The 26,420-nt window shown below is 40.9% G+C and carries 30 protein-coding genes, 1 pseudogene and 2 riboswitches; of the genes and pseudogenes, 4 read left to right on the forward strand and 27 right to left on the reverse strand.

Annotated elements, in window-relative coordinates:
- Nucleotides 1–62 precede the first annotated feature (62 nt).
- From C6Y07_RS03745 to C6Y07_RS03760, 4 genes are read right to left on the reverse strand one after another with little or no spacing between them, the layout of a single operon-like run.
- The gene (locus tag C6Y07_RS03745; RefSeq protein ID WP_106036830.1) at nucleotides 63–824 is read right to left on the reverse strand and encodes a LysM peptidoglycan-binding domain-containing protein; all 762 of its coding nucleotides are present in this window, start codon (nucleotides 822–824) and stop codon (nucleotides 63–65) included.
- Nucleotides 769–1,410, reverse strand: coding sequence for a CPBP family intramembrane glutamic endopeptidase (locus tag C6Y07_RS03750; RefSeq protein WP_060596754.1), 642 nt, complete (start codon nucleotides 1,408–1,410; stop codon nucleotides 769–771). Before C6Y07_RS03750 ends, C6Y07_RS03745 begins: the two co-directional genes overlap by 56 nt.
- Nucleotides 1,407–2,915 carry a RecQ family ATP-dependent DNA helicase gene (locus C6Y07_RS03755; protein WP_060596755.1) on the reverse strand — a complete coding sequence of 503 codons (1,509 nt, stop codon included), beginning with the start codon at nucleotides 2,913–2,915 and terminating at the stop codon, nucleotides 1,407–1,409. Before C6Y07_RS03755 ends, C6Y07_RS03750 begins: the two co-directional genes overlap by 4 nt.
- Nucleotides 2,908–3,960, reverse strand: a complete 1,053-nt coding sequence (locus C6Y07_RS03760) for a YpbB family protein (protein WP_060596756.1) — start codon at nucleotides 3,958–3,960, stop codon at nucleotides 2,908–2,910. Before C6Y07_RS03760 ends, C6Y07_RS03755 begins: the two co-directional genes overlap by 8 nt.
- 266 nt (nucleotides 3,961–4,226) lie before the next feature.
- Here C6Y07_RS03760 and C6Y07_RS03765 point away from each other — a divergent pair, with 266 nt between their 5' ends.
- Nucleotides 4,227–4,475, forward strand: a complete 249-nt coding sequence (locus tag C6Y07_RS03765; RefSeq protein ID WP_003215700.1) for a ferredoxin — start codon at nucleotides 4,227–4,229, stop codon at nucleotides 4,473–4,475.
- 34 nt (nucleotides 4,476–4,509) lie between these two features.
- Here the strand turns inward: C6Y07_RS03765 and fmnP are convergent, their stop codons facing one another.
- Complete coding sequence (fmnP, locus tag C6Y07_RS03770) at nucleotides 4,510–5,091, reverse strand: riboflavin transporter FmnP (protein WP_106036831.1); 582 nt, start codon at nucleotides 5,089–5,091, stop codon at nucleotides 4,510–4,512.
- A 144-nt stretch (nucleotides 5,092–5,235) separates the two neighbouring features.
- A riboswitch (FMN riboswitch) is annotated at nucleotides 5,236–5,367 on the reverse strand.
- 287 nt (nucleotides 5,368–5,654) lie between these two features.
- Between fmnP and serA the strand changes: the two genes are divergently transcribed.
- Entirely contained in the window at nucleotides 5,655–7,229 is a 1,575-nt protein-coding gene (gene serA, locus C6Y07_RS03775; protein WP_106156243.1) for a phosphoglycerate dehydrogenase, read from the forward strand.
- A 35-nt stretch (nucleotides 7,230–7,264) separates the two neighbouring features.
- On the opposite strand, the gene C6Y07_RS03780 is transcribed toward serA, so the two are convergent.
- From C6Y07_RS03780 to C6Y07_RS03850, 15 genes are all read right to left on the reverse strand, one after another.
- Nucleotides 7,265–7,912, reverse strand: a complete 648-nt coding sequence (locus C6Y07_RS03780; RefSeq protein ID WP_034661114.1) for a M23 family metallopeptidase — start codon at nucleotides 7,910–7,912, stop codon at nucleotides 7,265–7,267.
- A 100-nt stretch (nucleotides 7,913–8,012) separates the two neighbouring features.
- Nucleotides 8,013–9,116: a sigma X negative regulator gene (locus C6Y07_RS03785; RefSeq protein WP_106039219.1), complete on the reverse strand. Its 1,104-nt coding sequence runs from the start codon at nucleotides 9,114–9,116 to the stop codon at nucleotides 8,013–8,015.
- Nucleotides 9,028–9,636, reverse strand: coding sequence for an RNA polymerase sigma factor SigX (sigX, locus tag C6Y07_RS03790; protein ID WP_034318821.1), 609 nt, complete (start codon nucleotides 9,634–9,636; stop codon nucleotides 9,028–9,030). The genes C6Y07_RS03785 and sigX overlap by 89 nt, the downstream gene beginning before the upstream one ends.
- A gap of 199 nt (nucleotides 9,637–9,835) precedes the next feature.
- Nucleotides 9,836–11,617 carry an ATP-binding protein gene (locus C6Y07_RS03795; RefSeq protein WP_060596757.1) on the reverse strand — a complete coding sequence of 594 codons (1,782 nt, stop codon included), beginning with the start codon at nucleotides 11,615–11,617 and terminating at the stop codon, nucleotides 9,836–9,838.
- Entirely contained in the window at nucleotides 11,614–12,336 is a 723-nt protein-coding gene (locus C6Y07_RS03800) for a response regulator transcription factor (protein WP_003215596.1), read from the reverse strand. Before C6Y07_RS03800 ends, C6Y07_RS03795 begins: the two co-directional genes overlap by 4 nt.
- An 86-nt stretch (nucleotides 12,337–12,422) precedes the next feature.
- Nucleotides 12,423–13,601 (reverse strand): c-type cytochrome biogenesis protein CcsB, encoded by a 1,179-nt coding sequence (gene ccsB / locus C6Y07_RS03805; protein WP_050943828.1) that lies wholly within the window; start codon nucleotides 13,599–13,601, stop codon nucleotides 12,423–12,425.
- On the reverse strand, nucleotides 13,585–15,264 hold the full coding sequence (gene resB, locus C6Y07_RS03810; protein WP_106048328.1) for a cytochrome c biogenesis protein ResB: 1,680 nt from the start codon (nucleotides 15,262–15,264) through the stop codon (nucleotides 13,585–13,587). Before resB ends, ccsB begins: the two co-directional genes overlap by 17 nt.
- A 1-nt stretch (nucleotide 15,265) precedes the next feature.
- Nucleotides 15,266–15,796: a thiol-disulfide oxidoreductase ResA gene (gene resA / locus C6Y07_RS03815; RefSeq protein WP_060596759.1), complete on the reverse strand. Its 531-nt coding sequence runs from the start codon at nucleotides 15,794–15,796 to the stop codon at nucleotides 15,266–15,268.
- A gap of 90 nt (nucleotides 15,797–15,886) precedes the next feature.
- On the reverse strand, nucleotides 15,887–16,621 hold the full coding sequence (rluB, locus tag C6Y07_RS03820) for a 23S rRNA pseudouridine(2605) synthase RluB (protein WP_034661122.1): 735 nt from the start codon (nucleotides 16,619–16,621) through the stop codon (nucleotides 15,887–15,889).
- A gap of 135 nt (nucleotides 16,622–16,756) precedes the next feature.
- Nucleotides 16,757–17,293 (reverse strand): spore maturation protein, encoded by a 537-nt coding sequence (locus tag C6Y07_RS03825; protein WP_003216139.1) that lies wholly within the window; start codon nucleotides 17,291–17,293, stop codon nucleotides 16,757–16,759.
- 4 nt (nucleotides 17,294–17,297) lie between these two features.
- Nucleotides 17,298–17,885 (reverse strand): nucleoside recognition domain-containing protein, encoded by a 588-nt coding sequence (locus C6Y07_RS03830; protein ID WP_012010425.1) that lies wholly within the window; start codon nucleotides 17,883–17,885, stop codon nucleotides 17,298–17,300.
- Nucleotides 17,873–19,024 carry a D-alanyl-D-alanine carboxypeptidase family protein gene (locus tag C6Y07_RS03835; protein WP_060596760.1) on the reverse strand — a complete coding sequence of 384 codons (1,152 nt, stop codon included), beginning with the start codon at nucleotides 19,022–19,024 and terminating at the stop codon, nucleotides 17,873–17,875. Before C6Y07_RS03835 ends, C6Y07_RS03830 begins: the two co-directional genes overlap by 13 nt.
- Nucleotides 19,025–19,136: 112 nt before the next feature.
- The gene (locus C6Y07_RS03840; protein WP_106156245.1) at nucleotides 19,137–19,616 is read right to left on the reverse strand and encodes a YpuI family protein; all 480 of its coding nucleotides are present in this window, start codon (nucleotides 19,614–19,616) and stop codon (nucleotides 19,137–19,139) included.
- A 113-nt stretch (nucleotides 19,617–19,729) separates the two neighbouring features.
- Complete coding sequence (gene scpB, locus C6Y07_RS03845; protein ID WP_034661126.1) at nucleotides 19,730–20,323, reverse strand: SMC-Scp complex subunit ScpB; 594 nt, start codon at nucleotides 20,321–20,323, stop codon at nucleotides 19,730–19,732.
- Nucleotides 20,313–21,071 (reverse strand): segregation/condensation protein A, encoded by a 759-nt coding sequence (locus C6Y07_RS03850; RefSeq protein WP_034661986.1) that lies wholly within the window; start codon nucleotides 21,069–21,071, stop codon nucleotides 20,313–20,315. The genes scpB and C6Y07_RS03850 overlap by 11 nt, the downstream gene beginning before the upstream one ends.
- A 210-nt stretch (nucleotides 21,072–21,281) precedes the next feature.
- Here C6Y07_RS03850 and C6Y07_RS03855 point away from each other — a divergent pair, with 210 nt between their 5' ends.
- Together C6Y07_RS03855 and C6Y07_RS03860 are read left to right on the forward strand one after the other, a co-directional pair.
- Nucleotides 21,282–21,374 (forward strand): YjcZ family sporulation protein, encoded by a 93-nt coding sequence (locus C6Y07_RS03855; RefSeq protein ID WP_106048330.1) that lies wholly within the window; start codon nucleotides 21,282–21,284, stop codon nucleotides 21,372–21,374.
- Nucleotides 21,375–21,462: 88 nt separating this feature from the next.
- Entirely contained in the window at nucleotides 21,463–21,987 is a 525-nt protein-coding gene (locus tag C6Y07_RS03860) for a DUF309 domain-containing protein (RefSeq protein ID WP_034661127.1), read from the forward strand.
- Between the two features lie 24 nt (nucleotides 21,988–22,011).
- On the opposite strand, the gene C6Y07_RS03865 is transcribed toward C6Y07_RS03860, so the two are convergent.
- From C6Y07_RS03865 to C6Y07_RS03900, 7 genes and pseudogenes are all read right to left on the reverse strand, one after another.
- The gene (locus C6Y07_RS03865) at nucleotides 22,012–22,365 is read right to left on the reverse strand and encodes a GNAT family N-acetyltransferase (RefSeq protein ID WP_003215830.1); all 354 of its coding nucleotides are present in this window, start codon (nucleotides 22,363–22,365) and stop codon (nucleotides 22,012–22,014) included.
- 113 nt (nucleotides 22,366–22,478) lie between these two features.
- Nucleotides 22,479–22,943: a 6,7-dimethyl-8-ribityllumazine synthase gene (ribH, locus tag C6Y07_RS03870; protein WP_060596841.1), complete on the reverse strand. Its 465-nt coding sequence runs from the start codon at nucleotides 22,941–22,943 to the stop codon at nucleotides 22,479–22,481.
- Nucleotides 22,944–22,990: 47 nt separating this feature from the next.
- Nucleotides 22,991–23,596 (reverse strand): annotated as a pseudogene (gene ribB, locus C6Y07_RS03875) (3,4-dihydroxy-2-butanone-4-phosphate synthase); the annotation flags it as partial.
- A gap of 11 nt (nucleotides 23,597–23,607) precedes the next feature.
- Nucleotides 23,608–24,258 (reverse strand): riboflavin synthase, encoded by a 651-nt coding sequence (gene ribE / locus C6Y07_RS03880; protein ID WP_060596762.1) that lies wholly within the window; start codon nucleotides 24,256–24,258, stop codon nucleotides 23,608–23,610.
- Between the two features lie 254 nt (nucleotides 24,259–24,512).
- Nucleotides 24,513–24,654, reverse strand: a riboswitch (FMN riboswitch).
- A gap of 105 nt (nucleotides 24,655–24,759) precedes the next feature.
- Nucleotides 24,760–25,104 carry a hypothetical protein gene (locus C6Y07_RS03885; RefSeq protein ID WP_034318777.1) on the reverse strand — a complete coding sequence of 115 codons (345 nt, stop codon included), beginning with the start codon at nucleotides 25,102–25,104 and terminating at the stop codon, nucleotides 24,760–24,762.
- A 224-nt stretch (nucleotides 25,105–25,328) separates the two neighbouring features.
- The gene (locus C6Y07_RS03890; RefSeq protein WP_003215556.1) at nucleotides 25,329–25,562 is read right to left on the reverse strand and encodes a DUF2164 domain-containing protein; all 234 of its coding nucleotides are present in this window, start codon (nucleotides 25,560–25,562) and stop codon (nucleotides 25,329–25,331) included.
- A gap of 220 nt (nucleotides 25,563–25,782) precedes the next feature.
- Nucleotides 25,783–26,364, reverse strand: a complete 582-nt coding sequence (locus tag C6Y07_RS03900) for a TetR/AcrR family transcriptional regulator (protein ID WP_034661130.1) — start codon at nucleotides 26,362–26,364, stop codon at nucleotides 25,783–25,785.
- Between the last annotated feature and the right edge of the window lie 56 nt (nucleotides 26,365–26,420).

Genomic DNA, 26,420 nt, shown 5'->3' on the forward strand with positions numbered 1-26,420 from the left:
CATACACCCTGTCCCTTTTTTCTACATATGTATGTGCTTTTTCATTCGATCATGTCAGGTAATTAGTTTTCCAATGGAATGTTGAGTACTTGACCACTGTATACACTGTTCCCATTTAAATGATTATAGGCTTTAATTTTCTCTTCACCCGATCGGTTTTTGTAATATTTCATCGAGATTCGATACAGGTTTTCCTCTGGGCCCACAGTGTGCTGTACGACACGAACCGGCTTTTTTTCCTGCTTCTTTTTCTCTTCGGCTTCTTTTCGTTTTTTCTCTTCTTGTTGTTTTTGCAGTGCGAGCTGCTGCTGTTCACGCTTTTTCGCAGCTGCGGCTTTTTCACGCTCTTCTTTCTCTTTAGCAGCTTTTTCTTTTTTCTTCTGCTCTGCTTTTTCTTTTGATCGCTGCTTTTCTTTTTCTTCATCTTTCTTTTTCTTCTCTTCATCAGACGCATCCGCTTTATCATCGCTAGCGTCATTTTTTGTTTCGACAAGTGCTGACGGAACTGGGTCTGTGTCAGCACTTGAGGTTTTATCGATGTATACACCTTGATTGTTATTATCGTTGATTTCCTTTGATGTGTAATAGATCAATAGAAAGAAAACAGTGATGACGATGATAGGAAAGATAATAGCCAATGTCGTAAACAAAGGATTGCGCACTTTTTTCGTGCGCTGCTTCTTATATTCATGAAAGTCTTCTCGTGTAGGAAAGTGAGAGTCATCAGAAGGATGTACTTTTTCTTCAAGAATTTCCTCTACATCGTCGTCATGGTTGTTTGTCAGCTGCTCCTTCTTTCTCTGCATTCTCGACATTTCTTCCATGTTCATCCCTCCCCTTATATTTCAAACGAATTTGACAAGCAAAGACTAAGTCAATGACAAAATGAGTCATGACAGGAACAAATAAATTCTCTGTCCACTCGTATAAAAGTCCTAAAAAAATACTAATGGAAACCACGAGGATAAACAAGAGTATTTTTGATAAATAGCGAAAGTGAAGAAGCGCAAACACGATGCTGGCAATCTCCAGCCCAAATTGCTGTTGAACGATTCCGCGAAATAGTATTTCCTCTGAAAAGGCGATAAGTAGTGCTAACCAAACAATATGCGGGATGCTTCGGTTTTTGAACATCTTTTCATTTAAACCGCCATCATCATACATATGAGCGGGAAACACCTTCATGAAAATCGCATCCACAATGATGACGAGCAAAGCACCGCCAATTCCATATGTCAGAATGCGCATATCATGAATCTGCCAAAGTGCTGTAAAATCCGTCCATTGATCGAACATAAATATGCCTAGTAAAAAAGAAACGATAAGCATGAGGAGCTGCGTGAAATACAGCTGTTCTACGACTTGTCGATCGGTTAATTTTTCAATGATTCGACGATGTTGTTCAATCAATGCTGCGCCTCTTTTGTCAGATGAAACATACGATCCAGCACGGTCTTCCAGTGTTTCATTTCATTCAGCTCCAATGATTGATCTTTTTTTTCATAATCAGACAGGTCAAGTCCGCAAGAAGAGCAGCAATGATCAGAGGACGCGTGCTCTGTTTGATTAAGCTGTTCGTGAAAGTATGATAACAGAGATTGTCTAAAGCAGTCATGACCCATGATCCGCTCTTTAAATTGCCACACTTTTCTCAGCTTTTCTGTTTGTCTGTCCTGCAATTTTTCTTTTAGATTCATGAGGATTGCCGGGCGCTGTTCGGACTCATGCATCATGTAATAATGCGTCAGCATTCTTGCACGGGTCTCCTGAAGCCCTGTTTCCATTAATCGTTCACGTAATTTTTTTTCATCATTTGTCTGCATTTGTGTGAGCTGTGCTAAGTAGAAATCAATTTCTGGATCGTCAAATCCTTCTGCTTGGATCAAGTGTTGCTGAATATCTGCATCCTCTTCTGTATATAAAAGAATGCTCACACTGTTTTTCCCGTCCCTTCCCGCTCTTCCAATCTCTTGCATAAATGCTTCAATCGATTGCGGCGGGCTCATATGAATGACAAATCGGATATCCGCTTTATCAATTCCCATGCCAAAAGCACTCGTGCAGCAAATGAGATCAAGCTGACCGCTGATAAATTGCTGCTGAATGAGCATACGGTCTCCTGCATCCATTCCGCCATGATAAAACTCAACACGCTGATTGGTTTTTTGTTTCATCCAGAGTGCAAGCTCTTCTGTCATTTGCCGGGTCGGGCAATAAATAAGACCTGGTCCTTGCAGGAAGTCCGCAAGCTCAATGGCCCGTTTCTCTTTTGCTTCTTTCGATTCGTGCGCTTCTTTGACGAAGGCAATGTTCGGGCGGTTGACGGAATGAATATGAAAGTCAGGATGCTGTAATCTTAGCGTTTGCACTGTATCTTTTAGCGTTTGTTTCGTTGCTGTAGCTGTAAGAGCTAAAGCAACAGGATGACCTAACGCTTCTCTCCATTCTCCCAGCTTTGAATATTCAGGACGGAAATCATGCCCCCATTCTGATATACAATGCGCTTCATCGACGACAAACAGACCAATATGCATCGACTTGAGCTGTTCTAGCAGCACTTCTGACATTAATGCCTCAGGTGCGACGAATAAAAATTTATATGATGGCAAATGCCGAATGATATGTCGTCTCTCCTGAAAAGACAATGTGCTGTTAAGCGCCGCCACTCGTTTTTCTCCGCGCATTTTCATTCGTTCGACTTGATCCTCCATAAGCGATAAAAGAGGCGAAATAATCAGAACTAATCCTTCTGTCATATAACCGGGAATTTGATAGCAAAGTGACTTCCCTCCGCCAGTAGGCAGCATGGCAACCGTATCTTTTTGATGCAGTACACTTTGAATAATGTCCTCTTGACCCACTTTAAATGTGTCGTGGCCAAAGTATCGCATGAGCGTCTGATGAAGCTTATCCATTTGCTTTCACCATCCTTGTCAGTGCCAATCGTATTTGAAAATAAGTAAATGGATGCTCGAGTTTTTCTTTAATCAGCTTCATTTTATTTGTTTGAAGCTCCCTGGCTACAGTAAGGATCGCCCGCTGCTCTTCTATACTCACATACGGATCTATTGAAAAGCTTGGCTCATGTATCGACAGCTCCACGATATGATCTTCGATCGTTGCCTTTTTTAGTGAACGAATGTGAGCAATCTGTTCAATATCAAATCCTTTTTGGACAAGCTCAAGTGTTTTATGGGTAGAAGTTGTTAACACGCGTTTGAATTCAAGGTCACCTACGAGCTGCTGCAAAATCGGTGCCTCACCTTTTTGGGCAGATTGAATAAAATAATGGAGTACATTCCAAAAAAGCAGGTACACATACCACACATCTTCTTTCATCCACTCCGCCATTTGCTGATACGTACGCCCGATTCGTTCATTTGAGGTCAATGAATAAACAAAAATCAGTGCCTCTTGATCGCTTAAACAAACAAGGAGCTTTTCTAGTTCATGATGCAGATCTTCTGAAAGCTTGCTTTTCTGCTGATGCTGTTTCAAGAAAGATTTCGTCCAGCTTTGAACCGAGACATCTCTTTGTATTGGAACATATTGATGCGATCCAGCCATATAGTGAGAAAGCACTTGTACAAGTAAAGAGAGCCTCATCCATAGCATCTTTGCTTTATCGTGATATTTGGCACCATGAAAATAAGCGGGCATCGGTTTTTCAGAAAAATGCTGGTTTAGCATTCGCTGCCCTGCTTCAGTGATGCTGAATGTCTCATCGTTTTTTCTAATGTAGTGCTTCTCTTCAAGCTTTAAAGCAGAACGATTCAGCTGATCCCTCGTAAACCCCGGGTAACAGCCGAAGTACCTGGAAAGCTCAAACAAGCTGGCATCCTGTATGGTTTGTGATGATTTTTTTCCTTTAAAAAGATGGTAGACAGCACTAATGGAGCGTTCGCCGTTCAATTTATATACGCTGTCCATTAACATGACATCCAAATAATGAAGAGTCATTCATCAAAGCACCTGTCTTCCTGACAAAATTCGAATATTTTCTCCCTTTATTTTAACAGATTTCATACAAGAAGAAATGTTTAAACTCAATTTATGGGGGAAAGTTATGAACAAACCCTTATGTGATAAGCATTCTCAATCACTTTACAGTTGAAATGTGAATTTAAAATCATTACAATAAGGTTTGAGGAAATTGTTTTTTATCGGTGAAACTAAAAAGGTTAAACCATGTGTTCCATCGAACTATCTGGGAGGTATTTTTTAACATGGCAAAATATACAATTGTAGACAAAGACACATGTATTGCTTGCGGCGCATGCGGTGCAGCTGCTCCAGACATTTATGATTATGATGATGAAGGCATTGCATTTGTTACGCTTGACGACAACCAAGGGACTGTAGAAGTTCCAGAAGTACTTGAAGAAGATATGCTTGATGCATTTGAAGGATGTCCAACTGACTCAATCAAAGTTGCGGACGAATCTTTCGAGGGTGACCCACTTAAGCATGAATAATATAAAAGCCCCTTATGCAGGGGCTTTTTTTATATTAACTATTTTGAAGTCGGCGTTTATTTTCAAACCATGGACGCATTTTCACAAAAATGAAGCTAAACACGATGGTAATGATCATTCCTTTAATAAAGTTAAAAGGTAAGATCCCTGCTGTAATGGTCGTCTTGAGCGCATGATCAGATAGTTCAGGTGCGTTTAAAAACCATGTGTAAGCTGGCAGGAATAAGAAGTAATTTAAAATGCTCATCATCACAGTCATCAGTAATGTACCCATGATCATTGACCATGCCATCCCTTTTGCTGATTTAATTTTTTTGAACATAAAGGCAACTGGTAAGATGAATAATGTGCCTGCAATGAAGTTCGCGACTTGCCCAACTGGAACACCAGACATACTGCCTTGAATGAGATAATGCAGAACATTTTTTAATGCCTCAACGGCAATTCCTGCACCCGGCCCATAAATTAAAATCGCAATAATGGCTGGTATATCACTGAAATCAATTTTCAAATACGCTGGAAGCCCTGGGAAAGGGAAATCCAATAAAATTAACACGAACGAAATACTGCTGAGCATACTGGTGACGACTAAACGTTTTACTTTACTTTGATTCAATATTCTCTCTCCTTTTCGATCAAATCTTTCGAAAAGAGGATTGTTCAATTTCAGCCGCAAAAAAACCGCTCATGAAAACAGGAGCGGGGAATTTGGGCTAGACAAATAAACGTGTGAAAAACCATGTTTTCAACGTTTACGAACCTCCATCTTCTCCCATCCAGACTATACTGTCGGCTTCGGAATCACACCGAATCCTGCCAAAAAAGGCTCGCGGGCTTAGAGACTATGCTCATCACCGCCGGTAGGGAATTGCACCCTGCCCCGAAGATTGATCATTATTCAATTCGACATCATTATATATGATATATGAGCATTTGTACAGATAAAAATCCTGAGCAATTTCATCAGTTTTAAGAAATCGTAAAAAACTTAAAAATTATAATGACAAATGCGCAAAAATTGGTTATCTTTTGTTTAAAGGTGTCCATTCTTTATAAAGATACCAATAAATGTTCGTGTTTTCTTTTTCGCTTTACTGCTTTAATTTGATTGACACAGCGAAAAGGAATATGGTAAATTATCAGATATTTATGACGTTTATTTTAGGAGGAAATCTTACGATGTTTCGAGTATTAGTCTCAGATAAAATGAGCAATGATGGTCTTTTACCACTTTTAGAATCAGATTTTGTTGAAATTGTCCAAAAAAATGTAACAGAAGCAGAAGATGAATTACACACATTTGATGCCTTACTTGTCAGAAGTGCTACGAAAGTGACCAAAGAGCTTTATGAAAAAATGTCTTCATTAAAAATTGTCGGCCGTGCCGGTGTGGGAGTAGACAATATTGATATTGATGAAGCGACCAAGCATGGCGTCATTGTCATCAATGCACCAAACGGTAATACGATCTCCACAGCTGAGCATACATTTGCCATGATCTCTTCGCTCATGCGTCATATTCCACAAGCCAATATTTCTGTGAAATCAAAAGAATGGAACAGAGGCGCATATGTTGGTGCTGAGCTTTATGGAAAATCTCTTGGGATTGTTGGACTTGGCAGAATCGGAAGCGAAATCGCCCAGCGTGCAAGAGCATTTGGCATGACGGTAAACGTATTTGATCCATTTCTCACAAAAGAACGTGCAGAAAAAATTGGTGTCAATGCCAAGTCACTTGATGAAGTACTCGAAGTATCAGATATTATCACTGTACATACCCCATTAACAAAAGAAACAAGAGGGCTTCTCAATAAAGAAACAATTGCAAAAACAAAAAAAGGCGTTCGCCTAGTGAACTGTGCGCGCGGCGGTATTATTGACGAGCGTGACCTTCTTGAAGCGCTTGAAAGCGGCCATGTTGTAGGAGCTGCACTCGATGTATTTGAGGTAGAACCTCCTACTGATAATCCGCTTGTAGACCATCCGCTCGTCATTGCGACTCCGCATCTTGGCGCATCGACAAAGGAAGCACAATTAAATGTAGCGGCACAAGTATCTGAAGAAGTACTTCAATTTGCAAAAGGACTCCCTGTCATGTCATCTATTAATCTACCAGCGATGACAAAAGACGAGTTCAAAAAGATTCAGCCTTATCATCAGTTTGCAGGAAAGCTCGGACGTCTTGTCTCTCAATCAATGAGAGAACCTGTAAAAGAAGTAAGCATCTCTTACGAAGGCTCTATTTCAAAACTCGAAACCTCCTTTATTACAAAAAGTCTCCTGTCAGGCTTTTTAAAAGAACGCGTCGATTCGACTGTAAATGAAGTAAATGCTGGGATGGTGGCAAAAGAACGCGGCATTAGCTTTAGTGAAAAAATTTCTTCCAGCGAATCTGGTTACGAAAACAGCATTTCTATTGAAGTCAAAGGTGACCTTTCAACCTTTACTCTAAAAGCAACCTACATCCCGCATTTAGGAGAACGCGTTGTTTCCATTAATGGATTTAATATTGATTTTTATCCAGATGGGCACCTTGTCTACATCCAGCATACAGATGCCCCTGGTGTGATTGGAAAGGTTGGACAAATATTAGGCGACCATGATGTCAACATTGCGACAATGCAAGTAGGACGTAAAGAAAAAGGCGGCGAAGCCATTATGATGCTTTCTTTCGACAAACATCTTGAGGACGAAATTGTCAAAGAATTAACCGAAGTGCAAGATATACTTTCTGTCCGTCTGATCGACCTATAAAAAATAATGTTAAACCTCATGCATTTGCATGAGGTTTATTTTGTTGAAATCATTAAACGGTCTCCCGTTCGGATGAGATGAGTAGTAAGCTCATTGATTTTTTTCAATTGTTCCACAGTCATCTCGTGCGCCTTTGCAATCGACCAAAGGGTATCTCCTTGTTTAATGAGATATGTATTTTTTTCTTGCCCGTTTACATGAAGAGCCGGCTCTTGGAAACGATCCATCGCAATGATTGTGAGTGGATCTACCGCATCTTCTTTACTGACTGACCAATTACCCTTGTGCACCTCAAAATGCAAATGAGTGCCTCTAGAAGCCCCTGTGTTGCCGATAATGCCGATCGGCTGCCCTGCTTCTACATGGTCACCTTTTTTAACAAAACGCTCGTGTAAATGTGCATAGACGGTTTCATATCCATTTGGATGCTGGATAAACACAACCTCTCCATATGTAGCAGATACATACGAACGCGAGACCACACCTTCACTTGCAGCAAATATGGATTCTCCTTCAGGCGCAGCTATATCTAATCCCTTGTGCGAGCCACCTCTTGTCCCAAACAAATCCGTGACTTCTCCTTTTATCGGCTCCACCCATTCGCTTGTTTTCTGTGCATGAGCAAAAGGCGAAAAGATCAACAGCAAAAAACAGCTGGCACATATGAAGCAATACCTTTTCATCAGTGACTCCCCTTCTTTGAGGTTCTTTTTATGACAGCTTAGTATACAGCAAGGAAGCTATTTTCTATACATCAAAAAAGAACGCAATTTCTTGCGTCCTTTAACGGTCTCTTATAACAACTGGATTCGGCAGAGCCGGCACCTCTATGGGTTCTTCTAATTCATATGGACCAACTTGATCTGCCCCCGCCTGTTGAATGGTGACCTCTGTAAAACCAAAATCTTTCGCTGAGAGCAGCAGACCTTCAATGAGTAGAATATGATCATTTGAGTCCGATAATTGCGCTGATGCTCCAAATGTGATAGTCACATGTTTTCCTTTAGTCGTCACTTCTTTAATCGATTCATCTTTAATTAATGGATCAAGTCCGGCATCACTTGTCCGCTTCATGGCCTCTACCGCATCTTCATACGAAGGATAATGGGTTTTTGAAGGCACTAAAAAAGTCCCGCTTTTGTTGTCTAAAACATAATAAGCGTGCTTTGTTTGTTTCTCAATCGACATTGTTCCAATGCGGCCATTTGCTCCTAATTGAAGTTGAGAACCTTTGGATGTCTTGACCTGTACCTGCTTATACTTACTCCATTTTAGCGTTTCTTTTACCATATCTTTAAACCGGTTGGCTTCTTTTAACGTATCGAGGGACAAATCATTTTTTAACTGAAAGATGAGTGTATCTCCTTTTTCTCGAAGATCTACCATATCAATATAAGATTGAAGAGGTTTTGTCATTTCAGGCAGCTGCACCTGCTCATATGTGTTCATCATTTCCTGCAAATGATCATACTCATCCTCTTTTTCAATGCTAATTGGAACTACCTGAGAGGTTGATTCATCTATGTATGCAATGGTCATATACTTTTGCTGCTGCTTACGAGAAACAACGTGTGAGGGCCCATCAGTCTGTTTGACCGCCTCTAATGTGGCGTTCACCTGACTTTTGTCAGCACTTGTTTCCACTTGCTTATGATGATCTTGAGCAGCCGGCTGAAATAAATGAGGAGAAATCAAAAACGCCATAAATAAAACCACAACGGTTGCGACCGCTGGACCGATCCATTTGGCACTTTTCTTTTTCTGCCCGCTTGCCATCAGCATCTGCTGGTATATCTGTTTAGATGAACGGTTGTCCTCCACCTTTGGAAGCTGACTTAGTAACACCTTGATTCGTTCTTCGCTCCAATCGGACCTGTTCGTTTTCATTCACTAGCTCCTCCTTCAAAAGCTCCATATGTTTTCGGAGCACTTTCAGGCCTCGGTGCTGCGTTGTTTTGACTTTGCTTTCCGAGAACTTTAGCGCCTTTGCCGTCTCCATGATTGAGTAGCCCTGGATAAATCTTAAAATGATGACAGCTCGTTGATCAATCGTGCAATGATCAAGTGCGGCATAGATTTCTTTTACATTTTCATCCTGTACAGCCAGTTCGTCTGGGAGCAAGTCTGGGTCCTTTACATCCTGCTTATCCCAATCAAACGTGCCGAGTACCCGTTGTCTAATGGTTTGCTGTTTGCGAAACCAATCAATCGCCACATGCCTCGCAATTGAAAACAGCCATGTTTTCTCGCTGCTTCTTCCTTCAAAAGTTTTATATGAGTGAAGTACCCGGATGTAAACCTCCTGAACGAGATCCTCTGCCTGATTTTTATCTTTAACCATATAAAATAAAAACTGGTACAAATCTTGATGGTACGAATCATATATTTTTTGAAAGGTTTCATGCATAGGAAACCCCTCCGTTCACTTATTTTTGTCGATTGACTCTTACAAAACGTTACATTACAACTTTATGACAAATATATTACAAGTTCGACAATTTGGGAAGGGCTTTTTGTTTAACTTCTCCTTAAAAATATGAAAATAAAAAAACACTTCTTTTTTTAGAAAAGAAGTGTTTCTCATGTAACAAGATTCTTCGTCAGGATTAGACGAGTTCCTGCTTTTTTCTCGGAATATAAAAGGTAAAGTGTGTACCTGTACCCGCTTTGCTATGTGCATGAATGGAGCCTTGATGCGCCTCTACGATGTTCTTCACAATCGCAAGACCAAGCCCAGTACCAGAACGCCCTCTTGTTCTTGCCTTATCCGCTTTATAGAAACGTTCGAAAATAAATGGCAGATCCTCTTCCGGGATTCCGCTTCCCGAATCTTTTACATCCATTTTCAGACCGCTTTCCACCGATTGAACCGAGAAGTGAACCTCTCCGCCCTCTGGTGTATGACGAATGGCGTTATCAATGAGATTCGTAAACACCTGTTCAATCTTATCCGGATCGAGTACAAAGTGCGGTTCATCCACTTGAATGTCATATGTGAGATCAACTTGTTTTTCTTTCGCAATACCGAGAAACTTGCGGTAAATCTTCTCGGTTAACTCTTCTGTATCTGTCGATTCAAGATTAAGTGTAATATGGCCCGCTTCCATTCTCGCTAGATCTAGAAGGTCATTCACAAGACGTCCCATTCGAAGTGATTCGTCGTAGATAATTTGCGCAATCTCTTTCTTTTCCTCTTCTGAGCCTGCAATATCATCTACAATCGCCTCACTATACCCTTGAAGCATGGCAATTGGTGTACGAAGTTCATGACTGACATTGGCAATGAAGTCTTTTCTCAGCTTATCAAGTCTTCGTTCCTCTGTCATATCACGAAGGACCGCAACTGCTCCCCTGACATCCTGCTGATTATAAAGCGGAGACATGAGAAGAACCCAAGTACGTCCTTGCAGCGTGACTTCGATCATTTGCTCTTTTTCTGTGCTGACGGCTGTATGAAACAGTTCTCTCGCTTCTGGTGGCAGTTCATCTCCATCTTTGATCTTCATATTTTGCTCGTAATACCATGCCTGCAAGAATCGTTCTGCAGGAGGATTCGTCATGAGAATCGTTCCATCAATATTGATGGTGATGACACCATCGGCCATACTGCTTAAAATGTTGGACAAATGTTCTTTTTCTTGATTTAAGGCTGTGATATGGAATTTAAGCTGCTTGCCCATTTGATTAAAGGCGATGGCCAATTCTCCAATTTCGTCTTGCGTTAATATAGGAATCTTTGTATCAAATTTCCCCTTCGCCAAATCCTGTGCTCCCTCTCTCATCTTTCTGAGAGGATAGGTGACACGTGTTGATAAGAAGAAAGCGAAGATAGTGGTCAGAACAATGGCAATTCCGGCTGCTAAGAAGATATAACGCGTCGTATGTTTCGTTGTTTGTTCTACAGCGAGTAATGATTGAGAAAGAAAGACCATGCCTTTTTTTCCGTTTGCCTCAAATGGAACACCGACGACAATTCGTTCATCTTTCTGATTGCCTGCATTTGGTTCTGCACGTTTACTGATTTTTTTACGATCTTTTAGTGCTTGATTTAAATCACTGTCCGCTTCAATTTGTTTCTTTGTAATCGCAGGAAGCTTCCCGTCTTTTTCAGACGAATACCACTCTAGCCCGTCCTCTTGGATAATCGCAATACTCGTCAATTTGTCAGCAAGCTCTGATGTAATCGACCTTGCGAGCGATTGATCCTCATGGCTTTCTAAAATGACCGCTACTTTGTTTGCCATTTGAGTTAAATCTGACTTTGCTTCTTCTACATGGTAATTCTCAATGAACTCTAAAAGAAGCACGGTTAAAATAGATAAAACGATCAGGACGAGGAAGAGAATGGTTAACCATAGCTTTCCAACGACACTTTTCCACAGTTTCATTCAGCGCCGACCTCAAATTTGTACCCGACACCCCATACCGTCACGATTTTTTTCGCAGCTTCTGGTGACACTTTATTCAGCTTTTCGCGAAGTCGTTTGACGTGGGTATCGACTGTTCTCAAGTCTCCAAAGAATTCATACTGCCATACTTCTTTTAACAGCTTCTCTCTGTCATAAACCTTATCCGGTGTTTTCGCAAGGAAATATAAAAGCTCATATTCCTTCGGCGTGAGACTGACTTCTTTGCCATCAGCCGTCACTCTATGCGCATCGTGGTCAATTGAAAGATGAGAAAACACAAGTACATCTTTTGTTGTTGTCCCAGTATTGAGATAAGACGTTTGAGAAGATCTTCTGAGCAATGCCTTCACACGTAAAACAACTTCACGCGGGCTAAAAGGTTTTACGATATAGTCATCCGTTCCTGCCTCAAACCCTTGGACGCGGTTGGCTTCTTCTCCTTTTGCCGTCAGCATAATGATTGGAGTCGCTTTTTTGTCTCGAATTTGATTACACACTTCGATTCCATCTGTCCCAGGCATCATTAAATCGAGTAAAATGAGGTCATAATCTGTTTGGAGTCCTTTTTGAATCGCCTCATCTCCATTTTCTGCTTCATCGATTTCATAATTTTCACGTTCTAAATACATTTTTAAAAGGCGGCGAATTCTTGCCTCATCATCTACGACTAATATTTTCGTTTGAGTTGTGTGTTCCATTAGACAATCCTCCTGCTTTCTCCGTTGTTACATTCATTTTAACAAAAAGCCGAATCGATTCATAAAAGTTGGCCTTTTTCATGTGATTACGCGTAAGAATGAAGCCCTGCAATCACAAGATTGACAAAGATGAGATTAAACATAATGATGGCGAATCCGATGACAGCTAACCAAGCGGACTTTTCGCCATGCCAGCCCCTTGATAAGCGAAGATGAAGGTAGGCTGCATAAAAGAGAAACGTAATCAATGCCCATACTTCCTTCGGGTCCCAGCCCCAGAACCGAGTCCAGGCAATTTGCGCCCAGATCATTGCAAAAATCAGCCCGCCTAACGCAAATACAGGGAAACCAATGGAAACAGCCCTGTATCCAATTTCATCGACTAAATCTAGGTTCACCTGCTTCACAAGCGGTTGAAGCAGAGCGCTGAGTCGTTTGCGAATGATCAACCGAATCAGTCCATACAAGATCAGCCCCGTGCCGAATGACCATAACACCGTATTGACCTTTCTTCCTGAAAAAACAGGCGGCAAATCAACAAATGGTTCCAAACGATCTTGCGTCACAAGCTCTCCTTTATGAGGTCCAACTAGAGCTGGCAGCTCATAGACCATCACACTTTCCTCTTTATTTTTATCGACCCAATTAAATTTTGCCTCGTACCCTGTCATTCTAAAGATGGACGTGACAGCGATAAATGCAAGTGTAACAACAATCATAAACATGACGAGCTCTAAACCAAATGTCTTCTTCCCTGGCTTTGTTTGATCGACATGCTTTAATAAGAAGATGACACCTGCCACAAAGCTGATCGCTAAAATGGCTTGCCCTAGTGCTGCTGTTGTCACGTGAATATAAAGCCAATTACTTTGTAGTGAAGGAATCAGCGGTGATATATCAGATGGGAACATACTTGCATAGGCAATAATCAATAAAGCGATTGGAAGTGTAAATAAACCAAGTACAGACACTTGATACACAAAATATAAAATGATGAATGCGAGCACAAGCATCATGCCAAAAGCGGTTGTGAATTCAAACAAATTACTGACTGGTGCATGACCAGACGCCATCCATCTTGAAATAAAATAGCCAAATTGACTTAAAAAACCGATGATGGTGAGCGTAATGCCGATAAGTGCCGCCTTATTCCTGCGCGGTCCATCAACTTTCTTTTTTCCTTTAATGGCACCACCAAAAAAAGGAACTGCCGCTAAATACAATAGAAAAGCTGCAAATAACAGGTTTTCACTGACTGCTGCCATCTAATCCTTCCCCCTTGCTTTTGCTGATACTTGTTGTATCAGGCAGTTCTTTTTGATCAACTGGCTGTTTGATGCCACTGTCACTTAGTAACACGTTGAGATCAGACTTTAAGCCGAACCAGTTTTTGTTTGTGTGTCCTGCCACAAATACTTTTCCATCCTTTGCAGACAGCCAAATTCTTCTATGCTGCCAATACATCCCCTGCACGACACCAATCATGAAGATAATCCCGCCTACGATGAGCACCCCGAGAGTTAAATCTTTTCTAACCGTCAATCCCGTGACGTTTTTCGTTTCCACTCGATCAAACTTCATTTTATATATGTTGTTATCAGAGCCTTCTACTGTCTCTTGAATCGCCACAAAGCTTTTTTCACCTTTAGGCTTTTCAGGAGAAATCATTTCAAACACGAAAGCAGGATTATTTGGATTCCTTGTTTTCGTACTCGGCGTTCCATCATCGTCAAAATAAAAATCAGGGAGATAGCTCATCACTTTGACTTTGTAACCGCTACCAAGATCATATTCTGACTTAGGCTCCAGCAGATTAATCTTCACTGTTCCGAAAGATTTTTCTGTATCTTTACGAATCAGCTGAAAGACCATTTGATCGAGTTCATTTTGTTTAAAATCCACTTGATATAATGAGAAATGATCAAACTTGAGCGGTTCGTTCACTTTGATATCGTGTTCTGTTACCTGCTTCAGCTTGGGCTTTTCACCAAACACAACTTCCCCTTCACGTTTGTATAAAGTGGCATCGGTTTTATAACTTTTCACCACTTGGCCGTCGCCAGCTCTTTCAATCGCATTCTCAAACACTTCTTTTTCATTTCCAGTTTCATAGCGGTCAATTGAAAACGCATTATTTTTCAAGAAGTATTGACCAACTGTGCCTGGGATTGGGGCCGTTTCACCTTCTCTGACCCAGAGCGTTTCATCCACATACATGCCCGGGACAAACCGGAGCATCGATCCAATGAGAAAGATGATTAATCCAATGTGATTGACATAAGGCCCCCAGCGTGAAAAGCGGCCTTTTTCAGCTAAAATATGTCCGTTTTCTTCTCGCACGCGGTAACGCTTTTGTTTCATTGCTCTTATGATGCCTTCATATGTATGCTGATCTAACGTTTTGTCTGTTTCACTGAACAGACGCTGTCTTCTCATAAAGCCTTCTTTTTTGATAACCCCTTGGTTTTTAAGTGCCCGATAAAGAGGAATGACCCGGTCGAGACTGCAAATGACAAGGGAGATTCCGATTGATGCGACTAAAGCTAAAAACCACCAAGAATTATAAAGATCATGGAATCCAAGTATGTAATACAGCTTACCAAACGACCCATATTGCTCTTCATAATAGGTGGAAGCAGATGCACCTGGCGGAATAAACCGCTCCTGCGGAAAAATGGTTCCTAGTGAGGAAGCAAGCAGTGTAATAACAATCAGCCACACACCCACTTTAACGGAAGAAAAAAAGTTCCATACTTTATCCACAATCGTTTTGTTGTATGTTTGCGAGCGTCTTGCACTGCCGTCATATCTCATATCAAGCAGCTTTGAAGAGTTTTTCTCTATAGCTGCAATTGGATTCCCGCATGATTCACATAAAACAGTACCGATTGGATTAATATGTCCACACTCGCACTTTACCTCTTTCATTCTATGACCCCTTTGGTTTAATCAAATTCATATATTCATAGACATTACGTTCTGTCATGGTTCCCTTTATGACTTTGATTACCTTGCCTTCAGGATTAATTAAAAATGTGGTTGGCAGCGGCGTAATATCATATGCCTCTGTCACTTGACGATCTTTGTCCATCGCAACAGGAAAATTCACGCCATAGGTTTCCATAAAATTTTTCACGGCAATATTGGATTCCCCAACATTGACTGCAACAATTTCCACACCGCGATCCTTGAATACTTCATATTGATTTGCCATGTAAGGAAATTCTTGTTTACACGGACCACACCAGGTCCCCCAAAAATTAAGGAAGACGCCTTTGCCTTTTAATTCCTTTAATTCAATCCGTTCCCCATCCACTGATTGAAGGACAAAGTTTGGCGCAATAGATCCTTCTTTGACTTGATCCTGTTTGGCAAATACTGAGTTATACATCGTATAACAAAGTGCAGCAAGCATCACGAGGAGAATGCCCGTCCGTATGAAAAACCGTCTTTTCTTCATCTGAAGTACCCCTTCCCCATAGACATTCAGGTAAATTATAGCATTCTCCTTCTTTTGATGCTTCTTCATTTTTTGAAGTTTATGTGAAAATTAAAAAGCGCTTTTCCCATGATCTGCAATCGCTCTTAGGCGCTTGACTTCATGCGGAGACAATTCTCTGCGGTCTCCTGGTCTCATGCCTTCAATATGAAGGAACGCATATTGCTCTCTTTTTAGCTTTAACACATCATGACCGATCGCTTCAAACATGCGGCGCACTTGTCTGTTTCTGCCTTCATGAATGGTTAATTGAACGATAGATGTCTGCTTTCGTTTATCGATAGAAAGCATTTTGGCACGAGCACGTGCTGTCTTTTTATGATCTAACATGATCCCTTTTTCTAGCTTTCTAAGCAATTCCTTTGATGGGATGCCTTTTAGCTTCGCTGCATACGTTTTATCAATTTCATATTTCGGATGCATGAGCTTATGGGCAAATTCCCCGTCATTTGTAATTAAAATCAAACCGCTCGTATCATAATCTAAGCGGCCGATTGGATAAAGGCGCTGCGGGACGTCATCAAAGAAATCTGTGACGACCTTACGTCCTTTATCATCCTCAGCAGCTGAAATGACGCCGCGCGGTTTATAAAGCATAAAGTAAACCGGTTCTTCTCTTTCAAGCTTTAATCCGTTGACTTCAATTTTATCTGAAGAGCCCACTTTTACTCCGAGCTCTGTCACTGTTTGACCATTAACGGTAACTCGTCCTTCTTTAATTAATTCTTCTGCCTTTCGTCTAGAAGCGACGCCGGCATGTGCAATTACTTTCTGTAAACGTTCCATTTGTCTTTCACCTCATGTACTATCTTACTTGCTTGACTTAAAACAAACAAGCATTCGTGGAAAAATAAGCGATTCGTCTGTCTAATTTCAGCTAAAAAGCGATTTTCCATCCACGAAATACAAAAAAGCGCCTCATTAGGCGCCGCTAAATAACAAACTGACGATGATGACAGATGCAATGATTCCAATGAGGTCCGCTAACAGTCCTACTTTCAGCGCATCCCCCATCTTTTTAATACCGACTGCTCCAAAATAGACCGTTAAAATGTATAGGGTGGTATCTGTTGACCCTTGCATGACAGCTGCGAGCTGTCCGATAAAAGAATCTGGTCCATATGTCGCAATGAGGTCTGATGTCATCCCGAGTGCGGCCGTGCCAGATATCGGACGAATAAACGCAAGCGGCACCACTTCTGCCGGGAAGCCGATCGCTGTAAACACAGGTTTTAACAGTCCCATGACAAAGTCAAGCGCACCAGACGCACGGAATATCGTAATGGCCACAAGCATGCCGACTAAATAAGGAATGATTGAAAAGGCAATTTGAATCCCCTCTTTCCCGCCCTCGACAAATGTTTCATAGGTCGGTACCTTTTTAATGGTTCCCGCAATCAAAATTCCTGCGATGATCAGTGGGATCAAAGCAAGTGACAGCCAGTTAATAAATGACACGAGATCACCCCCGCCTGCTTCTGCGATAGTGGAAATAGCGATCAATGAGAATTGCACCGATTCCTGAAATGAGTGTTGCCAAAATGGTTGGGCCTACAATGTCTGTTGGCTGATCTGCACCATAGGTCATTCTAATCGCAATGACGGTTGTTGGCACAAGTGTGATAGAGGATGTGTTGACCGCTAAAAATGTAATCATGGACCGGCTTGCCTCATTTTTTCCGCCGTTTAATGCTTTCATCTGCTCCATTGCCTTAATCCCAAGCGGTGTAGCAGCATTCCCGAGACCAAAGAAATTCGCCATAAGGTTGGACAAAATATACCCCATTGCGGGATGGTTAGGCGGAATATCCGGAAATAGCTTTGAAATAAAGGGACGGCACAATTTACTAAAGAAATTTAACAAACCTGCCTCTTCTGCAATCTTCATCAGTCCGAGCCAAAAAACGAGGACACTAATCAGACCAATTGAAATGGTAACTGCTTCTTTTGAGCCCTTAAATACAGCTTCGTTTACTTCCTCCATCGTTCCGTTGAACATCGCATAGACAAGACCGATGACAGTGAGGAATACCCAAATTAGATTGACCATGAAGATCCGCCTATAGATGTCTGAAAGACAGACTTAAACATTTCTTGAAAGCTTTTTTGAGGCATTCGATTTCGTTTATTTTCATAAAAAATCGGCACTTGCTCGATCACCTGGCCATCTAATAAAAATGTCATTTTCCCTACAACATCCGGGATGGCTTCGGCGTTTTTTTCCCACTTCTTTTGAGGGGTAAGCATTTCCGTTTCAATTTCCACTAGCTTTTTCTCATCTTCATTTAAAAAATAGTCCACATCACGCTTGATAAATGCTTTTTTTTCGTAAAAGGTTCCTTTTAACGAAGCGAGTCTTCCTTTTTCAGCAAGTACGTACGTTTTATAGTGATCAAATGCATATTCAAACATAGAGATATGATCCTTCCAATCATCTGGCGCATTAATGGTCACAGCGATCAGCGCCGCATCCCCTTTTGCAGCTGTAGAGACAAGTGTGCGTTTTGCAAGCTTCGTATATCCCGTTTTCCCCCCAGTTGAATATTGATATAAACCAGTGAGGAGCTTGTTTTTATTTTTCCAATAGCCTTCCATCGTTTTCGCTTTATAGAAAGTCGTGCCCGCAATTTTTTGATATTGTTTATGCTCCATGGCATATTTTGTTAAAATGGCCATGTCATAGGCTGATGAATAATGATGTTTATGATCATCGAGTCCATGCGGATTTTGAAAATTTGTATTCTCCATTCCTAGTTCAGACGCTTTTTGATTCATCATAAAAATAAATCCTTCTAAGCTGCCGCCCACATGCTCTGCAATGGCAACAGCTGCATCATTTCCAGAACGCAGCATAAGCCCGTACGTCAAGTCTTCTAAACTCACCTTCTGCCCTTCTTTTAAATAGAGCGATGAGCCCTCTGCTTGAATCGCGCGTTTTGATACCTTGACGGTGTCTTTCATTTTTCCTGATTCAATGGCTAATACCGCCGTCATAATTTTCGTAATACTGGCGATTCTCCTTTTTTCATGCTCGTCCTTTCCAAATAGGACTCTGCCTGACTGTCCATCTATTAAAATGGCGCTTCTTGCACTCACAGATAATGATATGTCTGCTTTGGCATGTGAGGAAAAAGGCAGTAAGAGTGTAAATAGAAGAAGGACTGCTGTTCCAATTTTTAAATAGGGCATGTTCATTCACGTCCTTGTCCGTTTTGTACAAGTGTATGCGCGCCTTAAAAAGTTATGATGCCTCGTCCATAAAAAAAAGCGTCTCTATATGTAGAGACACTTTTTCCTCTTGCTATACCATTTTCATTTGCTGATGAGATGTCGTATATTCTAGCTCTTCTCTCATCGCTAAAAAATCGTTTTCTAATGAAGAAAATAATCGTTTCATATCAGCGGATACTTCATGGTGGAAAACAATGCTGCCCTTTCCTGTATACGCGGAACGGCTGTCTTCATACCATGTATCCTTTTTCGGCGTAAAAAATTCTTCAATACATTGATGATAAATACGGTGAAGCGTCTGCTGCGCGGCTTGCTGAGGGAATGTATGCTGCTGGCTGATTTTCCTGCAAACTGCCGCTGCATCCTCGCTGTACACTGCAAGCTTCCGTAATGTACTCAATATGTCACAATAATAGGCTTCCGCTTCAGGGTTTAATCGTTTCATGCTTGATAAGGTAGCTTCGTTCAGAAAACCATTCATTTCAGTTGCAACCTTTGATAAAAAGACGCCTGCTTGATCAACTTGAGCCTTTACATTCATATGTGCCATTTGTTTCGTGTTTACCTTCCCCTCATGGCTTTATTACCATTTTATCTGACATCAATAGATGTTAGACCTAAAATCTTTTTTATATTTTATCATACATTTTTAATTCTTTTGAACTATTTTATCTCTTCGAATGTTTGATTGAAGTTTTCAAAAAAAAGATCAGCCTCTTCTTGTACACCATCTGCTTCCACATTCTCTGGCAGCGGAGGTAATTCATCCAAGGCCTTTAAGCCAAACTGCTCTAAAAAGGTAGGTGTTGTCCCATAAAGAATCGCTCGCCCCGGGCCATCGGCACGTCCTACTTCACAGAGCAGTGCTTTGGCTACTAAACTATGAAGCACCCGCTCTGATTTGACTCCTCTGATCTCCTCTACCTCACTGCGTGTGATCGGCTGTTTATAAGAAACGATTGCGAGTACCTCAAGCGCTGCCTGTGACAAACCTTTGGATGGGGTCTCGACTAATTTTTTCAAATAAATGCTGTATTCTTTTTTCGTCAGCAGCATATATGAATCTGCATATTCAATGAGCTCAATCCCTCGTTCTTGTTTTTGATATTCTTCCTTTACGGCAGACATCATGTCGAGTAATGCTGCCTCTTCTACTTCAAGAACAGACATGAGCTGTTTTTTTGTTAAGCCTTCGTCACCTGCTGCATACAGCAGCGCTTCTATGATGGCTTTCCAATTCACGATATCAAGCGTCATGAATCGTTTCACTCCCTATTATATAAATGTCTTCAAAGTTTCCTTCCTGCTCTAACATGATTTGATGACTTTTCATCAATTCGAGAACAGCAAGAAACGTCACGACAAGGTGCTCCTTTTGATCATGTTGAAATAGAGTCATGAAATTGGTCCGCTTTTTCGTTTTTCTTAAATGGTTCATAATCTCATTCATTTTGTCTTCAATCGGGATTTCTTGTCTTGTAATCTTAGATGGTGCTGGTTTCGTTATTTTTTTTCGGTTCAATACCTTTTGGAACGCACCTAACATATCATACACCGTGACATGTAAGTTTGTGTCCTTCACTTCCGATTCTTTTGCAAATTCGCTTAAATCACTCGGAGGTTTTGTAAAGGCATTTTGCCTTTCTTCCTCGCGTTCCTTTAGTTCTTGTGCTGCATTTTTATACTTGCGGTATTCAATCAATTTGCCAATCAGCTCTTCTCGAGGGTCCTCTTCCTCTTCGAGCAGGTCTTCATCAAATAGCTCTTCCTCTTGTTTCGGAAGGAGCATTCTGCTTTTAATACTCAGGAGGGTTGCAGCCATCACCAAATATTCACTTGCCACATCAAGTTCAAGCTCCCTCATTGTGTGGACATATAATAAATACTGCTCCGTAATTTTAGCAACGGGAATATCATAAATATCGATTTCCAACCGGTTGATTAAATGTAAAAGTAAGTCCAAAGGACCTTCAAACGAATCTATTTTCACCTGATATTCCAGCATTTTTTTCTCACCATTTCTACTGTCTTCTAAGTACCGTTTCACCGGCTAACCTTTAGTATAAGACAGGATAAAGCTCTCGTCCAATATAATTTCGACCATGATGTCCTAGGCAAAACAAGAAAAACAGTGGTTCCGCCCATACCACTCAGGGCATTTATACATAGAATACCATTGTAAAACAGAACTGATGAAAAAGGAGGCCGTATCATTATGGGAGATGGCTATAACTTTAGCGGAGGTTTCGCGCTTATTGTCGTGCTTTTCATCTTGCTGATCATCGTTGGCGCGGCTTGGGTTTATTAAAGAAACAGAGCGTCCTTTTCACGAAGGGCGCTCTTTCTTCTTTTCTTTTCAATATGTTAGACTGAGAGTGGAAAAGGAGATGACCACTGTGTATCCTGAAGCGTACGTGGCTTTTTTACATGAATTTCATACGACAAGAGATTATTTTGAGTGTCATGAAATTCTTGAGGAATATTGGAAGGAAGACCCGCCTGAGCAGCGCAAAGAATATTGGGTTGGTTTCATTCAGCTTGCCGTTGCTTTGTATCATCAAAGACGGGGAAATGGAAAAGGGGCAAAACGGCTCATTTCAAACAGCCTCCACTTGCTGGAAGCAAACCGGCCCGTATTAGCGAACCTCGGTCTAGATGATGAGGCGTTTCTCATACTTCTGAGAACGCTAAAGAAGAAAATGAATGAAGACATGCCCTACGAAAGTGTGTTGCTCCCGATCAAAGATCAAGCGCTTCTTTCTTTATGCCAAGAAATGGCTCAAAAAGAAGGACTGACCTTTGGACAGGAGAGCAACTTATCCCACACATTTTTGATCGAAAAACATAGACTGCGTGACCGGACAGATGTATTGCTTGAACGAAAAAAGCAGATCGAACGTAAAAAAAGCAGAGGACTGTAGCCTCTGCTTTTACATGTGTGATATTTAATTTGTTTCGCTGTGACACTTATGAAAGAAGCCTTGCGTTAATTCATTTGGAATGAGTGTTTTGGTTTTGAATACCTCTTCCACGGCTAAAACCATTTCCTTGCCGATTCCTTGATCTCGATGGGATGGATTCACACTAATATGCTCGATTTGTACTTGGTCGTCTGTTTTCAACACACCAATGGCACCTACGATATCCTCGCCATCTTTCCAAAGGAACAGCTGCCGATTTTCATCCATTTCATATGACTTCATCGTCTGCTGAAGCTGTTTGACGTCTTTCTCACCCGGCATGAAGGAGAGTAGCCCCATGGCAATTTTTTCAAAAGACCTCTTATAACGAATTAACATATATACCCCTCAATATTCAAATTATCCTAATGTCCAGCAAATGTCTCACGAATCATTTGCTCATCACACATTATAAACATTTTTATACCGTTTTTAAACTCTTTTTCACTAAATTAACGAAAGGTTCGATTGAGATTCGCCATTTCAATGGCAGCTGCAGCCGATTCGCTGCCTTTATTTCCAGCTTTTGTGCCGGCTCTTTCGATGGCTTGTTCAATGGATTCTGTTGTTAGTACACCAAAGATAATCGGTACTCCTGTTGACATGGCACTTTGAGCAATTCCTTTAGCGGCTTCATTACAAACATAATCGTAGTGAGTTGTTGCGCCCCGGATTACGGTTCCTAGTGTAATGACGGCATCGTATTTCTTTGTTTCAGCTAGTTTTTTTGCCATGTACGGAATTTCAAAAGCACCCGGTACCCACACGACATCAATATCGTCACCGTTTGCTCCGTGTCTGAGCAATGTATCTTCTGCTCCGTCAAGCAGTTTACTTGTAATAAAGTCATTAAATCTCGCGACGACGATTGCAAATTTTAGTCCTTCTGCTACTACATGCCCTTGTATTGTATTCATATGTTGATCATCCTTTTTTGTGATTTTTATTTTGTTTCGATAGTTGCTGTTTCGTTATTGTTTAAATAGGTCTGCAATGCTTCGATTGTCAGCATCTTTAAACCGTGCTGTTTTTGGATCTCTTTTAGTTCGGGGACGCGCGCCATTGTGCCATCTACATTCATAATTTCACATATGACACCCGCTGGCTCTGAACCTGCCAGTTTCGCAAGATCTACCGCTGCCTCTGTATGACCTGGTCTTTCTAGTACACCGCCCTCTTTTGCAATGAGCGGAAACACATGACCTGGGCGGGCAAATTCTTCTGGTGTTGCGTCTTTATTTAACATGGCAAGCATGGTCGCAGAGCGCTCAAAAGCACTAATACCAGTCGTCGTTGTCACATGATCAATGCTCACTGTAAACGCTGTATGGTGTGCATCTGTATTTTGTTCTACCATTGGATGCAGGTTCAGGTGTTTGGCGATCGACGCATGGACCGGTGTACAAATGAGGCCTCTTCCATGTAAAGCCATAAAGTTAATAACTTCAGGCGTGGCATGCTCAGCAAGTGCCACAAAATCTCCTTCATTCTCTCTGTCTTCATCATCCACTACAATAATGATTTCTCCTTCTTTTAGAGCATATACTGCTTCTTCTACTGAATGATACATACAATCGCCTCCTAGAATCCGTGCTCTTTTAAAAATGATGGGGTCAATCGGGATGGCTGCTTTTCGCCTTGTTCTTTTGTTAAAAAGCGATAAATGTATTTGCCGATCATGTCACACTCTATATTCACAATCTCTCCCATAGATTTAGTCGGGAAAATAGTTCCTTCAAGCGTATGAGGAATAATAGAGACTGTGACGTGTGAATCTTGCAAATCGAAAATGGTTAAGCTGACACCATCTATTGCGATCGAACCCTTTTGCGTGAGCATATCTGTGAGGGTCTTGTCCATCTCCAAATCATAGTAAATGGCATTACTTTTCTTTTCTATTCGGGTAATGACTGCCGTTCCGTCAACATGGCCTGAGACAAAATGGCCGCCGAATCGTCCATTCGAGGACATGGCCCGCTCTAAATTCACTGGACTGCCTGATGTCAGCTGATCCAGTGATGTCGCTTTGACCGTCTCTGGCATCACATCTGCTGCGAACTGTGCTTTTGTAAAGCTTGTGACTGTAAGACATACACCATTGATCGCAATACTGTCTCCAAGGTGAACATCTTCTAGCACACGGCTGCACTTAATGACAATTTCCATGGCATCTGCTGACTTTTTACTTAATGACTGTACGGTGCCAACTTCTTCAATTATCCCCGTAAACATGTGATCCTCCCTTTCTTTTCATTTGTATTTCTCACTTTATAAAAAAGCGATGTTAGGGACATGTGATCGATTGAGCACCTTCGTCGCTTTTTAAGGTCCATACAAGGTAGATGAGGGATCACCTAATAAACACTGCATGCCGGTCTATTAACTACATGTACATACAGAAAGCCCCGGAAAAAATTCCGGGGCTTTGGCTTTTTTGCATCAGAAATAAAACTATGATCAACAAATATTTTTCGTTCATAGCTTTCTTTATCCTTCTCCCATCCAGACTTTCACTGTCGGCTTCAGCTTTTCACTGAATCAACCGTTAATAAATTAACGGGTCACGGGCTGTAAAGCATTTGCTTTATTACCGTCGGTCGGGATTTTCACCCTGCCCCGAAGGATACAATCGATATTTAGCTGTCCTTAGGGGCTATTATAGCGATCCTTGTTGTCAAATGCAACAATCAAGATTTCTCACAAAAAAAGTCTCCTTATAGGAAAGGAGACTTGTTAATTAACGACTTTTACTACTTTTATAAGTCCATCTATTCTTTTTTCATTACTAAAGTAGGCTTTAATACGATCGCCTTTCTTCAAGTCGGCCACATCATCTTCGAATTTCTTTCCATTAAAAATGATTTTTGTGCCGTTTTTTGCTTGACCGTAATATTCATCTCCATCAATTTTCGTAATGGTATATTCATAGATGGTATAATCTTTATCATTATTTGTTAAGCTTTCACCAATGGCTGTTGGCACATCTTCAATTTTCATGCCATTCATGTATAAATAACCTGCGCCTAAACAAAGCAGTAAAACAAATAAGACGGCAATTTTCAATTTAATTTTCCCCATATTTAGAACCTCCATCATCTGCACTTCGCCTATTTGTATGTTTTATTCCTTCTTTTGATGAAATAAAACCAAAAAAGCTGATTTCCATTAATGGTTACTTATATAACGATTGAGTTGGACCTTTGGTTCCACCTTTTCATCATTACATATGATACGAATATGCGTTCTTTATTAAGGGGGTCTCTTTCCTCTTTATCCGTTAGTAGGGCGCACACCATTGATGATCATCTTTTTTCGAGTGCGAATAGATCTTCCTCTAACAATTGCGATCTCTGAACAGCAATGTTCCGGCTGTCACGAACCCCTTGATTATAATAGTAACTTCCAAGATTTTTTGTGATAAATTCTAGTATATTAATGGCTGCTAATTCACCAATCTCTTCTTCTCGTTCTTCGGCAAAGTAACGCTGAATGGCAATCATCATTTGATTTTTTTCTTCTTTTGTTAATGGTTTCAAATTATCTCCTGCTTTCTTTCAGCATGAAACACGCTTTTTTAATTTGCATTGACATCTGTTTTTCAGTTGAATGTGGCGACACCCACAAATGCGAATATTTGTTCTCTTATCATATCACAAAATCGAGTTCTGTCCATAACTGTCCTAAAAGAAAAAGCGTGTTTTGATAGCTTGATCAAAATACGCTTTCCCTATATTGACTGTTTTCCACGTAGACTGTTTATTTCAATATGGAAAGTATCGTCGCTACAGAATGATCTACAAATGAACGCTCTGGACGAGATTTCATGAGGACGGTAAGTCCAATGAAAGAAACGACCAGTGTCTGTGCTAAAGCTTTAGCATTCAGACTGCTTTCGAGCTCACCCGAGCGAATACCTTGAACAATCCTTTCTTCAAAAATGACCGAAAGATACATCTGATGCTCTCTTGTAAGAATTTCAAATTTCTCTTCGTGTGGCGCAAGTTCCACTATTGTATTGATGCAAAAACATCCTTTACTCGGACCATCTCTATATTCCTCTTCTACTAAATCTGCAAATAATGCATGAAATGCTTCCTTTGCAGAAAGATTGCTTTGAAGTTTTGTTCGAATATGGCCAGCATGCTGTTTTGTATATTTGCGTAATGCGGCCTCAAATAATTCCTCTTTATCTCCAAAAGCTGAGTATAAGCTTGGCCGCTGTATTCCCATTTTTGCAGTCAAATCGCTTAATGTAGTGGCCCTATACCCCTTTTCCCAAAAAAGCACCATTGCCTCATCCAACGCTTTTTCCTTATCAAATTCCCGTTGTCGAACCATCAGCAATTCCTCATTTCAACAATAAAATTTCTTCACAAAGTCAGCCATCTATTTCT

Origin of the sequence: Bacillus sp. LNXM12-1 (genome assembly GCF_003004375.1) — a bacterium.
Lineage (GTDB): Bacteria > Bacillota > Bacilli > Bacillales > Bacillaceae > Bacillus.

Excerpts from the sequence above, each read along its gene's own strand:
- C6Y07_RS03745 (WP_106036830.1), bottom strand. The coding sequence starts at position 824 with ATGGAAGAAATGTCGAGAATGCAGAGAAAGAAGGAGCAGCTGACAAAC.
- C6Y07_RS03755 (WP_060596755.1), bottom strand. The coding sequence starts at position 2,915 with ATGGATAAGCTTCATCAGACGCTCATGCGATACTTTGGCCACGACACA.
- C6Y07_RS03760 (WP_060596756.1), bottom strand. The coding sequence starts at position 3,960 with ATGACTCTTCATTATTTGGATGTCATGTTAATGGACAGCGTATATAAA.
- C6Y07_RS03765 (WP_003215700.1), top strand. The coding sequence starts at position 4,227 with ATGGCAAAATATACAATTGTAGACAAAGACACATGTATTGCTTGCGGC.
- serA (WP_106156243.1), top strand. The coding sequence starts at position 5,655 with ATGTTTCGAGTATTAGTCTCAGATAAAATGAGCAATGATGGTCTTTTA.
- C6Y07_RS03780 (WP_034661114.1), bottom strand. The coding sequence starts at position 7,912 with ATGAAAAGGTATTGCTTCATATGTGCCAGCTGTTTTTTGCTGTTGATC.
- C6Y07_RS03785 (WP_106039219.1), bottom strand. The coding sequence starts at position 9,116 with ATGAAAACGAACAGGTCCGATTGGAGCGAAGAACGAATCAAGGTGTTA.
- sigX (WP_034318821.1), bottom strand. The coding sequence starts at position 9,636 with ATGCATGAAACCTTTCAAAAAATATATGATTCGTACCATCAAGATTTG.
- C6Y07_RS03795 (WP_060596757.1), bottom strand. The coding sequence starts at position 11,617 with ATGAAACTGTGGAAAAGTGTCGTTGGAAAGCTATGGTTAACCATTCTC.
- C6Y07_RS03800 (WP_003215596.1), bottom strand. The coding sequence starts at position 12,336 with ATGGAACACACAACTCAAACGAAAATATTAGTCGTAGATGATGAGGCA.
- ccsB (WP_050943828.1), bottom strand. The coding sequence starts at position 13,601 with ATGGCAGCAGTCAGTGAAAACCTGTTATTTGCAGCTTTTCTATTGTAT.
- resB (WP_106048328.1), bottom strand. The coding sequence starts at position 15,264 with ATGAAAGAGGTAAAGTGCGAGTGTGGACATATTAATCCAATCGGTACT.
- resA (WP_060596759.1), bottom strand. The coding sequence starts at position 15,796 with ATGAAGAAAAGACGGTTTTTCATACGGACGGGCATTCTCCTCGTGATG.
- rluB (WP_034661122.1), bottom strand. The coding sequence starts at position 16,621 with ATGGAACGTTTACAGAAAGTAATTGCACATGCCGGCGTCGCTTCTAGA.
- C6Y07_RS03830 (WP_012010425.1), bottom strand. The coding sequence starts at position 17,885 with ATGGTCAATCTAATTTGGGTATTCCTCACTGTCATCGGTCTTGTCTAT.
- C6Y07_RS03835 (WP_060596760.1), bottom strand. The coding sequence starts at position 19,024 with ATGCCCTATTTAAAAATTGGAACAGCAGTCCTTCTTCTATTTACACTC.
- C6Y07_RS03840 (WP_106156245.1), bottom strand. The coding sequence starts at position 19,616 with ATGGCACATATGAATGTAAAGGCTCAAGTTGATCAAGCAGGCGTCTTT.
- scpB (WP_034661126.1), bottom strand. The coding sequence starts at position 20,323 with ATGACGCTTGATATCGTGAATTGGAAAGCCATCATAGAAGCGCTGCTG.
- C6Y07_RS03850 (WP_034661986.1), bottom strand. The coding sequence starts at position 21,071 with ATGCTGGAATATCAGGTGAAAATAGATTCGTTTGAAGGTCCTTTGGAC.
- C6Y07_RS03855 (WP_106048330.1), top strand. The coding sequence starts at position 21,282 with ATGGGAGATGGCTATAACTTTAGCGGAGGTTTCGCGCTTATTGTCGTG.
- C6Y07_RS03865 (WP_003215830.1), bottom strand. The coding sequence starts at position 22,365 with ATGTTAATTCGTTATAAGAGGTCTTTTGAAAAAATTGCCATGGGGCTA.
- ribH (WP_060596841.1), bottom strand. The coding sequence starts at position 22,943 with ATGAATACAATACAAGGGCATGTAGTAGCAGAAGGACTAAAATTTGCA.
- ribE (WP_060596762.1), bottom strand. The coding sequence starts at position 24,258 with ATGTTTACGGGGATAATTGAAGAAGTTGGCACCGTACAGTCATTAAGT.
- C6Y07_RS03885 (WP_034318777.1), bottom strand. The coding sequence starts at position 25,104 with ATGGGGAAAATTAAATTGAAAATTGCCGTCTTATTTGTTTTACTGCTT.
- C6Y07_RS03900 (WP_034661130.1), bottom strand. The coding sequence starts at position 26,364 with ATGGTTCGACAACGGGAATTTGATAAGGAAAAAGCGTTGGATGAGGCA.